Annotated in this window: 12 protein-coding genes, 1 tRNA gene and 1 pseudogene; 9 read left to right on the forward strand and 5 right to left on the reverse strand. The window is 35.8% G+C overall.

The features are described 5' to 3' along the window. Positions 1-117: 117 nt before the first annotated feature. Positions 118-1,182, reverse strand: a complete 1,065-nt coding sequence (locus ABWU73_RS07885) for an AI-2E family transporter (RefSeq protein ID WP_010963061.1) — start codon at positions 1,180-1,182, stop codon at positions 118-120. 263 nt (positions 1,183-1,445) lie between these two features. Between ABWU73_RS07885 and ABWU73_RS07890 the strand changes: the two genes are divergently transcribed. Continuing rightward, the gene (locus ABWU73_RS07890; RefSeq protein ID WP_010963060.1) at positions 1,446-2,639 is read left to right on the forward strand and encodes a bifunctional 2-C-methyl-D-erythritol 4-phosphate cytidylyltransferase/2-C-methyl-D-erythritol 2,4-cyclodiphosphate synthase; all 1,194 of its coding nucleotides are present in this window, start codon (positions 1,446-1,448) and stop codon (positions 2,637-2,639) included. Positions 2,640-3,666: 1,027 nt separating this feature from the next. Here ABWU73_RS07890 and ABWU73_RS07895 read toward each other — a convergent pair. Continuing rightward, positions 3,667-4,731 (reverse strand): 5-(carboxyamino)imidazole ribonucleotide synthase, encoded by a 1,065-nt coding sequence (locus ABWU73_RS07895; protein ID WP_010082017.1) that lies wholly within the window; start codon positions 4,729-4,731, stop codon positions 3,667-3,669. Positions 4,732-4,827: 96 nt separating this feature from the next. Between ABWU73_RS07895 and apaG the strand changes: the two genes are divergently transcribed. The 6 genes and pseudogenes from apaG (at position 4,828) to ABWU73_RS07925 (ending at position 8,645) form a co-directional block, all read left to right on the forward strand. Beyond that, positions 4,828-5,229 (forward strand): Co2+/Mg2+ efflux protein ApaG, encoded by a 402-nt coding sequence (gene apaG, locus ABWU73_RS07900; protein ID WP_007549064.1) that lies wholly within the window; start codon positions 4,828-4,830, stop codon positions 5,227-5,229. Positions 5,230-5,406: 177 nt separating this feature from the next. Then, positions 5,407-5,652: pseudogene (locus ABWU73_RS07905) on the forward strand (PD-(D/E)XK nuclease family transposase); the annotation flags it as partial. 454 nt (positions 5,653-6,106) lie between these two features. Continuing rightward, positions 6,107-6,250, forward strand: coding sequence for a hypothetical protein (locus tag ABWU73_RS07910; RefSeq protein WP_173862902.1), 144 nt, complete (start codon positions 6,107-6,109; stop codon positions 6,248-6,250). A gap of 37 nt (positions 6,251-6,287) precedes the next feature. Beyond that, on the forward strand, positions 6,288-6,467 hold the full coding sequence (locus tag ABWU73_RS07915; protein WP_341810224.1) for a reverse transcriptase N-terminal domain-containing protein: 180 nt from the start codon (positions 6,288-6,290) through the stop codon (positions 6,465-6,467). After that, positions 6,430-7,836 carry a group II intron reverse transcriptase/maturase gene (gene ltrA, locus ABWU73_RS07920; RefSeq protein ID WP_341810225.1) on the forward strand — a complete coding sequence of 469 codons (1,407 nt, stop codon included), beginning with the start codon at positions 6,430-6,432 and terminating at the stop codon, positions 7,834-7,836. Before ABWU73_RS07915 ends, ltrA begins: the two co-directional genes overlap by 38 nt. Continuing rightward, on the forward strand, positions 7,833-8,645 hold the full coding sequence (locus ABWU73_RS07925; protein WP_265017774.1) for an Rpn family recombination-promoting nuclease/putative transposase: 813 nt from the start codon (positions 7,833-7,835) through the stop codon (positions 8,643-8,645). The genes ltrA and ABWU73_RS07925 overlap by 4 nt, the downstream gene beginning before the upstream one ends. 34 nt (positions 8,646-8,679) lie before the next feature. On the opposite strand, the gene ABWU73_RS07930 is transcribed toward ABWU73_RS07925, so the two are convergent. The 3 genes from ABWU73_RS07930 to tldD form a co-directional block, all read right to left on the reverse strand. Next, the gene (locus ABWU73_RS07930) at positions 8,680-9,927 is read right to left on the reverse strand and encodes an IscS subfamily cysteine desulfurase (RefSeq protein WP_010081919.1); all 1,248 of its coding nucleotides are present in this window, start codon (positions 9,925-9,927) and stop codon (positions 8,680-8,682) included. A gap of 90 nt (positions 9,928-10,017) precedes the next feature. Further along, positions 10,018-10,158: a hypothetical protein gene (locus ABWU73_RS07935; RefSeq protein ID WP_153296798.1), complete on the reverse strand. Its 141-nt coding sequence runs from the start codon at positions 10,156-10,158 to the stop codon at positions 10,018-10,020. A 55-nt stretch (positions 10,159-10,213) separates the two neighbouring features. Beyond that, complete coding sequence (tldD, locus tag ABWU73_RS07940; protein WP_264329460.1) at positions 10,214-11,632, reverse strand: metalloprotease TldD; 1,419 nt, start codon at positions 11,630-11,632, stop codon at positions 10,214-10,216. A gap of 62 nt (positions 11,633-11,694) precedes the next feature. On the opposite strand from tldD, the gene ABWU73_RS07945 reads away from it, so the two are divergent. Both ABWU73_RS07945 and ABWU73_RS07950 read left to right on the forward strand, forming a co-directional pair. Then, positions 11,695-11,779 (forward strand) — tRNA-Leu (locus ABWU73_RS07945). Positions 11,780-11,849: 70 nt separating this feature from the next. Beyond that, on the forward strand, positions 11,850-12,347 hold the full coding sequence (locus tag ABWU73_RS07950; protein WP_010962975.1) for a hypothetical protein: 498 nt from the start codon (positions 11,850-11,852) through the stop codon (positions 12,345-12,347). Positions 12,348-12,550 lie beyond the last annotated feature (203 nt).

A 12,550-nucleotide genomic window follows, 5' to 3' on the forward strand; every position in this document is an offset into this window, starting at 1 on the left:
ACGTAACCTCTTTCTGGTAGTAATTTTTGCGCAGAAATTTACTTACGCTCCTCAAATGTGTCAGGTATTCTGGGCTCATTTCTCCTCTTACCATAAATTGATTATGCAAAAGGTCTGTTAGCCGTTTTTATAAAGCTCACTTTTAAAATATTTATTGATTGCATATTCTACTGATACATTGAACATTGCTATTATTGGAATAAAAAGTAATATACCTGTAAATCCAAAATATGAAGCGCATATAGTAATTCCCAGAATAATTACAGTTGGATGTATATGAACTTTTTTTCCTATTAATAAAGGAACTAATATGTTTGAATCTATTAATTGTCCAACACCAAATAATAGCAAAACAGCAGCACTTTCAAACCATCCACTAAATTGAGTGATAGCGCTCAAAAACCCAATAATGGTATATAATAATGGCCCTACGTAAGGTATGAACGTTAACATTCCTGATAAAATTCCAATAACAATAGAGTGTTCCAATCCAATTATGCTCAGACTCACAGAGTAAAAGACCATCATGACAATACATACATTTACCTGCCCCTTTAGATAATTAGATATAATGAAATCCACTTTGGAAAAATAATCTGCAATTTTTCCTCTGTAAGGAATAGGGATTAATTTACTAGCTTTTTCTATAATTAAAGGCCAATCACGTAATATATAGAAAAACACTACAGGAGTAATCACCATTAATGATACCGTGTTAAAGCTTGAACTTAACACTTGGATTATAAAGTTACTAGCAATATCAAGAGCATTCATGAAATAAGATACATAGTTGCTGTAATTTTCTGCTAGATTTTTAGATAAATGATCAAATAAGCTATCCTCGATTTTCATATTAAGAAATTCTAATACAGAGGGGATTACTTTAAACTTTAATGAAGGCACTTTACTCACTAAGAAATTTAATATTGAAGTAATTTGAACATATATAATAGGTAAAACAAATGTTATGACTAGTATAAAAGCTATTAATAAAATAAGTATTATAAAAATTACAGAACATGAACGTGGTATTCTATACTTTTCAAACTTGACTACTAGCGGATTAAACAAATATGCAATAATAATAGATATTAAACATGGAAAAATCATAGGACGCATCAGGAATAACATCCCTATTATAAAAAGCAGTATGAAACAAATAGTTATATGACGTTTTTGCATGTGTTTAGCATAGCTAATTTACTGAAAAATATGCAATTTATTTTTCCTATGTTGAAAGTATTTTACGATTTGTAATACTATCATTTTTTACTAAAATTTAGTTGTTTAATCCGCAGGCAAAGATAGATTTTGAGCTCTCTAAATATCTCTTTTGCTATTATAATTATGCTAGTTAATAGGGGAAGTAACTTTTATATGATGTCAGAAATTTTATTTTTCGGAAAGAATCTTGGATAGAGAGGAAAGCTTCTACAAAAAGAAATATGTGCGCTAAGAAATACAAAATAGCAGCATTAATAGTTGCAGCGGGAGTAGGCAGTAGATGCAATTCTACGATTCCTAAGCAATATATAAAACTGGCAGGTAAATCTGTTTTATTTCATACAATTAAAAGATTTCTGGCTAACCAATATATAGATTACATAAGAATAGCAATTAATAGAGACCATGAAAGTTTCTATGAGAAAGCTATATCACTAATTACAGACACTAAATTACTAAGCCCTGTATACGGAGGAGAAAACAGGCAAAGTTCAGTTAAACTAGGGCTTGAAAGCTTACAAAAAATTAACCCAGATTTTGTAGTTATACACGATGCTTGTAGGCCTTTTGTGTCAGATGTTCTGATAGATAACTTGGTTGAATCTATGATTAATGATCAATATACAGGAGTAGTTCCAGCAATAGAAGTTGAAGACACTATGTCATTGGTGAGTAATAGTTTTATTGAATCTACGATTTCAAGAGGAAAGCTCAGAGCCATACAAACCCCTCAAATTTTTAATTTCAAAGAATTATTATCATGCCATCAATCAGTCAAAGAATTTACTGACGATTCATCACTAATGGTAGAGCACAAAAAACATGTTGCGATTATTAAAGGTGAGAAAAGCAATTTTAAGTTAACCACAAAAGAGGATATCAATATGGCAAAGCTTCTTTTTGAAGAGCCAAAATTTCGTGTCGGAGCCGGTTATGATATACATAAGTTCATTAAAGTTCAAAATGGTGCTGAAAGCTTTATAAAAATTTGCGGTGTGAAAATTGAACACAACATGGCAATAGAAGCGCACTCTGATGGTGATGTTGCAATACATGCAATCGTTGATGCAATACTCGGAGCACTGGGATGTGGCGACATAGGAGAGCACTTTCCTCCTAGTTCCTCTGAATGGAAAGATTGCAATTCATCTCACTTTCTTGACTTTGCTGCTAAAAAAGCAAAAGAAAAAGGGTACAGCGTGTCTAATTTAGATATTACTATAGTTTGTGAAGAGCCTAAAATATCGCCTTACAAAGTAGAAATGAAGAAATTCATATCAAAAGCATTAGAAATTGATGATGAATTTGTAAATATCAAAGCAACCACTGCAGAGAAATTAGGTTATATTGGAAGAAATGAAGGAATAGCAGTGCATGCTTCTGTGTTATTGCATACAAACTTTTATTGGAAATAGAAACGAAAAAACTTACTTGACACCCTTCGCCAGTCCCCTTATCATGAAACTGAAGCTATTTATTTATCTTCTCTGTACAGATTAAATGACAAAAAAACTCAACGTATTTGGCGTCTCATGTTTAATTCTTTGCACTATGTGCACCTTATGTCTTTATCAAATTTCTAGCTATACAAGCTAAAATGCGCTTATAAAGCATTTAAAACATCAAAAAACGCCAACTTAAAAAATGGATAGTGAGTAATTAGCTACCCTAGGGTTTCTTTTGCCTTTTTTTCTGTTTAGTAAATTTCTTAATGTTTATAATTTAGATTAGTTGCGGCTTAAAAGCAACTAAATCGCGGTTATTAAGCGTTTAGAATAAAAAAACGCCATACTTGAAAGTATAATGTAAGTAATTAGCCAACCACGGGGCTTCTTTTGCCTTTTTTTTATTTGGTAAATTTCTTAATATTTATGGCTAAACGACAATCGTCATCCCGCTACTTGTTAGCGGGATCTAGAGATACCGCGGCGGCATGACGTAGGACTGCTGTCATTCAAGTAGCTGACGCTGGAATCCAGCCTTGCTGTAATCTCATCAAGAACGTTGTGTTTTAACATAAGATCAGCCACTTTTATGCTTACCAACTTAATAAAATTCCTGGATCCAAGTAGTCAGGCTACTCGGATGACACCTTCATAAAGTGAAATGAGATCCCGCTAACAAGCAGCGGGATGACGAGAAAGGGGCTACTCGGATGACACCCTCATAAAGTAAAATGAGATCCCGCTAACAAGCAGCGGAATGACGGGAAAAGAGGTGCTGGGATGACACCTTCATAAAGTGAAATGAGATCCCGCTAACAAGCAGCGGAATGACGGGAAAAGAGGTGCTGGGATGACACCTTCACAAAGTGAAATGAGATCCCGCTAACAAGCAGCGGGATGACGGGAAAAGAGGTGCTAGAATGACACCGTTTACTATGTAACATCTCATCATATCACAATGTTCGTACAGTTGTGGCGGTATGACGTAGAAAAACTGTTAACTTAAATCTATATTGACATGTCCCATTTTACGCTTATCCCTAACCTCTTTTTTCCCATATATGGTTAAACTAGCTTTTTCGTTGCTCAAATACTTATGAGAATCATATATATCATTACCTATTATATTTTTCGTCATACAAGGAAAGCGTAATACTACTTCCTGCATAGGTAGCCCGCATATTATCCTAACTAGCTGTTCAAATTGACTAACGTTACATGCATCCAAGCTCCAGTGGCAAGAATTGTGAGGTCTGGGAGCTAGTTCATTAACTAACAATTCGTTATCCTTAGTAACAAAAAATTCAATAGCCAGAATTCCTATTACATCAAGCGCATTTGCTATTTTCTTTGCAGCTCGTTGTACCTCTTGAGTTAATTTACTATCTATTTTAGCTGGCACTGTTGAAGTATCAAGTATTCCATCAACGTGGTAATTTTCTGCTATAGGAAAAAAAGCTACTTTACCGTTTTTATCTCTTGCAACGACTATTGAAACCTCTTTCAGTAAATCAACACTTGCTTCAAGAATGTACTCTGTATTCCAATCAAAGGAAGCAAATTGCTTCACTTCAGAATCATTCTCAAGCACATATTGCCCTTTTCCATCATAACCCATTTCTGTTGTTTTCAGCCTTGTTGGATAGCCAAAAGCTCTACTGCTTTTCAGTAGCTCATTATAATTTTGTATACTTTTGTATTCAGCAGTTTTTATACTCAAGCTTCTAATGAAATCTTTCTCTCTAAGCCTATTTTGCGCAATGTGTAACGCTTTTTTACCCGGATAAAAATTTACATCGATATCAATTGCACTACATGGAATATTTTCAGACTCAATAGTGACCAAATCCACACTCTGTGCAAAAGATTCAAGCGCTTTCTTATCAGAGAAATCTGCTATTGTGAAATCATCAGCAATAGAACAAGCTGGATCGTCTTTAGCACTGGCAAAAACATGTATTTTTTGTCCAAGTTTTGTTGCAGCGATAGCAGTCATTTTACCTAATTGTCCACCACCTATTATTCCTATTACTTTTTTGCTCAGCGCATCTGGTTCATTCATACTATAAATTGATATTTCCTAATTAAAGTATACTTGAAAAATCTATGAAAAAAGTATATAATTAAAATACTATTTTCTTATCATGAATATTTTATAATGATAGAATACACACTAACTACCAACTTTGTTGAAGTTACAGTTTTACCAATTTATATTGAAGAGCAATCCATTCCTTATGAAAATTGCTATGTATGGATGTATAACGTTAAGATAAAAAACAAAAGCCAATCAACTATTCAATTGTTAAGTCGTCATTGGCAAATAATAGATTATAAGGGAAAAGTAAATGAAATTGCCGGAGTTGGTGTTATCGGAGAACAACCTGTGATAAAATCTGGAGAGGTATTTAAATACACAAGTGGAACATACTTAAATGTACCGTCAGGAATAATGCAGGGTAAGTATGAATTTCTGAATGAAGAAAGCATAAAAGTTTTTGAAGTTATGATACCACCCTTTTCTTTGGATAGTCCATACATCAAAACTAGACCCCATTAACTGTCAAAATAGTTTATTTGTAACCAGACTGCATTCTGTGATTTTTAGCAAAGCACGATCTTTCATTTGAGCTTTCTTCAATTTAAAATAAATACAGAAACTAGCTATCTTCAAAAATATGGTTGAATAATTGTTAATAATAGTGTATAATTATTAATATTTTCAAGCATTTTTGCCATGGCTCTTTCAAAATTTCTCGATCCTCGCAATGATTTGTGTTTCAAAAAAATCTTTGGAACGGAAAAAAATAAGAATATCCTGATCCACTTTTTGAACGATATTTTAGGGTTTACTGAGATAAATGCAATACAAGAAGTTGAGTTTCTTAGCACTATTATGGATCCCGAAGTTGCCTCTGATAAACAAAGTATTGTTGATGTTCTCTGCAAGGATTCTCACGGAAATAGATATATAGCAGAAATGGTGCGACCTGAAAGCCTTCGGTCATATTGTTTAAAAGGAGAGGAATTCATTCAGAAAGAAACTGAAAGGATTCTAAAGCTTATTGAACCAGATGTTTTGCCATCTGAGTCTACGCATCAGTGCGAATTGGGTAACCAGTTGGTGCCGAGCGACGCGGACAATGAACCTCCTCTTGATAAAGAAGATGCTCAATCGTGAGAGAAAGCATAAACTACAAGCATCATGTGGTTGGAGGGCTAGGCTTAGTGGTATGGTGAACGTAAGTGAAGCTTCATAAGTATCGTAACGATTAAAGAGCTAAAGATGCTGATAAGCTCCGACCAAAAGGTAATGTGGATGAGTTACATTTTTCATTTCTGGATGTACGCAAATAATAATTCCACCGGTATAGAGAAGCCACCTAACCCACTATTGTATGACAAAAGGAACAGGATAAGCCTGTATTTTCGCCTATATGGCAGGCAACCCGCAAGGAATGCTGATGGATGTGCAGGTAAAGGATAATGGAGAAAGCGAATGCCATTTTGTAACGAAATGGATAGAATTTGTAACATTAATTCGCGTGAAAACGAGCAGACTTCCATTTGGTCCCTCATGACAAGAAACTTTGTTAACCACTTAAGGTAGGAAAGCAGATGATTACAAGTACAACTGTAAGTGCACCTACCAATAACTCCGAAGCATGGAACCAGTTACCCTGGAAGAAATGCCAAAAAGTTGTTATGAGGCTACAGAGGCGTATTGTTAAGGCTGTCCAACAAGGCAGATGGGGTAAAGGTGAAAACTTTACAACACCTTCTCACACGCTCTTTTAGCGGCAAAGCTTTGGCGGTTAAGAGAGTAACTGAAAACCAAGGAAAAAACACAGCAGGTGTAGATCGTCAAATATGGTCAACTTGCAACACAAAATTTCAAGGAATAAAGCTATTAAAACAAAGAGGATACAAACCTTCTCCGCTAAAACGGATATACATCAGTAAGTCTAATGGCAAAAGAAGACCTCTTGGAATCCCTACGATAAAAGATAGAGCCATGCAAGCATTATACTTGTTTGCTTTGGAACCGATAGCTGAAACGATCAGTGATCGTCACTCTTATGGTTTTAGACCAAAAAGATCCTGCGCAGACGCTACTGTGGCTTGTCACTTGTTACTGGCAAGCCGTAACCAACTACAATGGATACTCGAAGGTGATATTAAAGGGTGTTTTGATAACATTAACCATGAATGGCTCATGAAGCATATTCCTATGGAGAAGAAAATTCTTCATAGCTGGTTAAAAGCTGGCTTCCTAGAATCAAAAACTCTGTATTCCACAACTGCAGGTACCCCACAAGGTAGTATCATCTCTCCAATACTAGCAAGTCTAGCCCTAAATGGACTTGAAAAATCATTGGAAAGTCAATTTGGTAAACTTGGCAGTAAAAGAAGAAGCAAAATCAGAAGTGGAGTAAATGTAATCAGGTACGCAGATGACTTTATCATTTCAGGAATCACACGTGAAGCACTGGAAAATGAAGTAAAACCTCTAGTATCGTCCTTTCTTCAGGAGAGAGGTCTTATCCTTTCCGAAGAGAAAACAAAAATTACATCTATTACAACAGGGTTTGACTTTCTTGGTTGTAATGTACGCAGGTATAATAAGAAGTTAATTATAAAACCTTCAAAAGAAAGTATTAAGAAACTTCTTAATAAAGCACGTACATTGATAAAGGCAAACATAGCGAACACTCAGGCCGTACTAATCAAGTTGCTCAATTCCCTATTAAGGGGATGGGGAAATTACTACAGCCATGTGTGTGCGAAAAGAGCTTTTAACAAAATAGACCATGAAATTATGTGTGCTCTATGGAAATGGGCAAAGAAAAGACATCCTCGTAAAGGATTACGTTGGATAAAGAATCGTTACTTCAAGGTAATGAAACAACGCCAATGGGTCTTTGCTGCACCCATATGCAAGAACAAACCGAAAGAGATAAGGTATTTAAGACTGCTTAGGTTGATTGATATACCTATCAGACGACATGTTAAAATCAGGGCGGATGCAAATCCACTTGACTTAAAATGGAAAAAGTATTTTGATGAAAGAGTGAAACAAACAAAAATGTTAGCAAGCTCTTTCTCAAGAGAAGGTTCTCTACTGTTGGTGTCACCATTAAGAATGATGTTTTCTGAGGAATCATGAAGGACAAGCCGGTTCGAGAAAAGAAGGACTTAGATAAGGGGCTCAAGCGTAGTGTGGGGAAACCTGCATGCTGCGTTTCTAAGGGAGGGAGTAGTAGCAATACTACTTCCTTACCTAACCAGCTTACTCGCGATAAAGGCTTCGAAAAACGAGCTCAACTATATGCTGCTAAGGCTTACTCAAGGCAAGCTGATAAATCTGGTAAGTACATTGATTTAAAGAAGGTTTTCTTTATTGCTATCTCTAATTGTAATTTATTTCCTGATAAGCTTGATTATATATCCAGCCACACTATAAGAGATGAGAAAACCAATGAGCATGACTTAAAAGATTTTCAATTTGTATTTATTGAACTACCTAAATTTCCTAAGAATAAGGAAGAACAGCTAGAAAGCATAGTGGATCGTTGGTTATTTTTCTTCAAATATGCAGATGAAACTACGGAAGAAGACTTAAGGAAAATAGCAGAAAAAGCACCAATAATAAAGTTAGCCTACGATGAATTAGACAGGTTTAGCTGGAATGAAAAAGATTTAGTAGCTTATGAAGAAAGAATAATGGATCTACGGAAAGAAGAAGCCATTCTTGAATACAGACTTGACCTTGCTACTGAAAAAGGCATCCAAATTGGCGAAGAAAGAGGCATCAAAATCGGTAAAGAGGAAGGGAAAATTGAAGGAAAAATCGAAGGAAAAATCGAAGTCGCAAAAGCAATGCTGGCTAACAATGTTGATGTCAACACTATTGTCAAATTTACTGGCCTTTCTATTAGTGAGATTGAAGAATTAAGTGTGAACGGTACAGAGTAATTTCAAAGTGCATTTGCAGTTGGAACGGATACATTTAATGAGAGTCCCATTTCACGGTGTTCAAATCTACTCCTTCTTGTACCATCTCCCAAAGTGGGCTCATTTCTCTCAGTCGGCCAACATTTTTAGCAACAAGATCTGCTGCATACAAAACTTCTTCTCTAGTTGTAAATCGGCCTAGGCCAAATCTAATTGATGAATGCTCAAGGTCATGGCCATTATTTAGCGACCGTACTACATAGGAAGGCTCAAGAGACGCAGACGTGCACGCAGAACCAGAACTTACTGCTAAATCCTTGATTGCCATGATGAGAGACTCACCCTCAACATAGGGAAAGCTCAAGTTTAGGTTGCCAGGAATTCTATTTTCATAATCACCATTTAAAACGATATCAGGAAACGCTTCTTTTATCTTGTTATACAAAATATCCCTTAATTCTTCCACTCTAGTTGTTTCTTTTTTCATTTCTTCTCTAGCAATACGTGCCGCTTCACCAAAACCAACTGCAAGAGGTGTTGGAACTGTTCCAGAACGCATGCCTCTTTCCTGTCCACCACCACTAATTAGTGGTATCAGCCTAACACGAGGATTCTTTCTACGTACATATAATGCGCCTATTCCCATAGGTCCATAAATTTTGTGGCTAGAGAGACTCATAAGATCAATGCACATCTCATTAACATCAATTGGAACTTTTCCAAAGCTTTGAGCTGCATCTGTATGGAAAAATATATTATGCTTTCTGCATATTTTACCAATCTCCTTTACAGGCTGAATTACTCCGATTTCATTATTTACCATCATTACTGAAATCAAAATTGTTTTATCAGTAATTGCTTCCTCAAGCTTTGATAAATCTATAATTCCGTTTTGCTTAACAGGCAAATATGTAACTTTAAAGCCTTCATTTTCCAGATGCCGACAAGAATCCAGAACACACTTATGCTCCGTGCAGACAGTGATTATATGATTTCCTTTATTTTTATAAAAGTGAGCAACGCCCTTGATTGCCGTATTATTTGACTCAGTTGCACCTGAGGTAAAGATAATTTCTTTGCTATCTGCGTTCACCAGATCAGCGATGTGTTTCCTTGCTTTTTCCACTGCTTCTTCAGCAGTCCAACCAAATGAATGGCTGCGAGAGTGTGCATTGCTGAACTCACCAAAGTAAGGTATCATCACCTCTAAAACACGGGGATCTACTTTAGTAGTAGATTGATAATCAAGAAATATTGGTAATTTTATTTTAGCATCGTGTATTTTTTTACTTTCAACATTCATAAAGCTACCACGGAGACAAAATTTACAATTATTTTATAGCATTAAAACTTAATTTTTTCAAGATATAATCTTGCATCAAGTACAAAAGTGTCATCCAAGTAGCTGACACATAACTGTACGAACATTTATTTGCGAAAGCAGTGTGTTAAATGTTATAGCCAGTTTTGCCTCAAACACAAAGGCAGTGCCCAGACACTGGGATGACACCCTATTGGTGGCAATTGCTTCCAAATCATAATGTTTGTACAGCTGTGCGCCGTGCGCTGGAATCCGTTTTAGCCCTTATCTATATCTCAGTTCCACCAACAGTTATTGCGTCGACTTTGAGTGTCGGCTGACCAACTCCAACGGGCACATTTTGTCCATCTTTCGAGCATGTGCCAACACCAGGATCTAACTTTAAGTCATTACCAACCATAGATACTTTTTTCAACACTGTTGGACCGTCACCAATTAGTGTTGCTCCTTTTACTGGCTGTGTAATTTTGCCATTTTCTATTAGGTAAGCTTCCGAAGATGAAAAAACAAATTTTCCTGACGTTATATCAACCTGCCCACCACCGAAATTTACTGCATATAGACCTTTCTTTACGCTAGATATTATTTCCTTCGGTGTATACTTTCCGGGCAACATATAGGTGTTTGTCATGCGCGGCATAATAACTTCTTTATAACTTTCTCTTCTACCATTACCAGTTGGGCTTACACCCATGAGTTTAGCGTTCATATGATCCTGCATGTATCCTTTTAGGATCCCATCCTCTATCAATATATTATAACTGGGTGGAGTGCCTTCATCGTCTACGCTGATAGAGCCGCGCAAATTGGGCAGAGTTCCGTCATCAACTACTGTGATGTCACTAGCTGCTACTTGTTTACCCACAGAATTTGAAAATGCTGAGACTTTTTTGCGATTGAAGTCGCCCTCAAGTCCATGACCCACGGCTTCGTGTAACAATACTCCTGGCCAGCCTGGACCTAAAACGACTGTCATTTCTCCAGCTGGAGTTGGAATTGCTTCAAGATTTATTAGTGCTTGTTTTAATGCTTGATTTGCAACTTCTTTCCACTTTTTCTCAGAAATAAATTTACTATAAGAGTCCCTTCCACCATGCCCTGCAGAACCTCTTTCGGTACGGCCATCTTTTTCTACAATGACTAGCACATTAAAACGTACCAGAGGCCTGATATCGCTTAATCTGTGATCACCCTTTATTATTTGTACAACTTGCCATTCTCCACTTAGAGTTATTTTTACTTGCTTCACGCAGTTATTTTTGGACCTTACATACTCATTAACCTCATTGAGTAGCTTAATCTTTGAATTCAGATCCATTTCATTTATAGGGTTAATCCTCGAATATAGGCTTTTTGTCTCTTCGTTTAAATTTATTGAATTTGTCTTGTTTAAAGACACTGAGCTTTTTACCATAGAAGCAGCATTACTAATTTCTTTTTCGCTGATCTCAGAAGAACAAACGAAAGATGTACTATCTTCACAAAAAGACCTTAAACCAAATCCCCTTCTAGTATTCAAGTCCATGTGTTTTAATATGTTATCCTCAAAAACCAGGGACTCCGACTGGCAAAATTCTAGAAACAGCTCACCACCATCGCTATTGCTCAAAGCGTTATTGACTATTTTATATACGTTATTAATATTAACATTGTTTTGAGCAAAAAATATTTGATCTAGATTTGGCATTACCTTTGAACTAAAAATTGTTTAAGTATATTATTTAACTTTAACATAGTAAACTATAAAAAGCCCGGGTGGCGGAATTGGTAGACGCGCTAGCTTCAGGTGCTAGTAACTTTTTAAGTTGTGGAAGTTCAAGTCTTCTCTCGGGCACTCTTAGCTTCCATATTGCTTATTGAATTAATTAATGTTATAATATAACATATTAGGTAATATTTATGCTATGTATGGTGAAAAAGATAAGTTAGCCTACAGAAAGAAGGTACGAACTTACTCGAAACGCTTAGTTACTACACTATCTACTATCTCTTTCATTGGATACATAGCGGCATTGGTCTTGAATATTCCTGTCTTAAGTCTGTATTTTAGTATTGCCGGCACTATATTCAGTGCACTTTCGTTTGCTTTAAATATATGGTCACTAAATGATCATTCCCGACAACAGAATCTTAATAAGAAATCTGGCATAAAAAACACTCCAGGACAAAAAAAGTTAACAAAGATCTATCTTGATATAGCATCCAGTGCTTCATTTCTAATAGGAGGTATTGCATCTATGTCGCTTTTTGAGTCTTCTGTTATTTATTTTGTTTCTACGCCTTTTTTTATTCTAGGCTGTGTTATTATGGCAGCTAATATCGTTCAAACTATGATTAGTGAACCACAGACAAAAAACGTCCTTGAGAATCTCTCTTCAAATACTGCAAGAGTACAAGCTTAAGTATTAACTTATTTAACTTATACAGGAATATTAGCTATATAATTCCACTGAAGGAAGCCATTCAAAAGAGTTCGATGTAATTAGCGTCAAAAAAGTGTAAGCAGAAATTGTGGGCTTATTGGGGTAGGAGCGCTTAGTACTCCTACTTCCACATCAATTACTTGAATAATTGCTCAAGCTATCAAAATAAAAGTTTTTATTCA

Source organism: Wolbachia endosymbiont (group A) of Andrena helvola, assembly GCF_964028415.1.
GTDB lineage: Bacteria > Pseudomonadota > Alphaproteobacteria > Rickettsiales > Anaplasmataceae > Wolbachia > Wolbachia pipientis.

What these genes read in the sequence shown, in the direction of transcription:
- ABWU73_RS07885 (WP_010963061.1), bottom strand. Translation starts at nt 1,182, where the DNA reads ATGCAAAAACGTCATATAACTATTTGTTTCATACTGCTTTTTATAATA.
- ABWU73_RS07925 (WP_265017774.1), top strand. Translation starts at nt 7,833, where the DNA reads ATGAAGGACAAGCCGGTTCGAGAAAAGAAGGACTTAGATAAGGGGCTC.
- ABWU73_RS07950 (WP_010962975.1), top strand. Translation starts at nt 11,850, where the DNA reads ATGTATGGTGAAAAAGATAAGTTAGCCTACAGAAAGAAGGTACGAACT.
- ABWU73_RS07910 (WP_173862902.1), top strand. Translation starts at nt 6,107, where the DNA reads ATGGCAGGCAACCCGCAAGGAATGCTGATGGATGTGCAGGTAAAGGAT.
- tldD (WP_264329460.1), bottom strand. Translation starts at nt 11,632, where the DNA reads ATGCCAAATCTAGATCAAATATTTTTTGCTCAAAACAATGTTAATATT.
- apaG (WP_007549064.1), top strand. Translation starts at nt 4,828, where the DNA reads ATGATAGAATACACACTAACTACCAACTTTGTTGAAGTTACAGTTTTA.
- ABWU73_RS07930 (WP_010081919.1), bottom strand. Translation starts at nt 9,927, where the DNA reads ATGAATGTTGAAAGTAAAAAAATACACGATGCTAAAATAAAATTACCA.
- ABWU73_RS07915 (WP_341810224.1), top strand. Translation starts at nt 6,288, where the DNA reads ATGATTACAAGTACAACTGTAAGTGCACCTACCAATAACTCCGAAGCA.
- ABWU73_RS07895 (WP_010082017.1), bottom strand. Translation starts at nt 4,731, where the DNA reads ATGAATGAACCAGATGCGCTGAGCAAAAAAGTAATAGGAATAATAGGT.
- ABWU73_RS07890 (WP_010963060.1), top strand. Translation starts at nt 1,446, where the DNA reads ATGTGCGCTAAGAAATACAAAATAGCAGCATTAATAGTTGCAGCGGGA.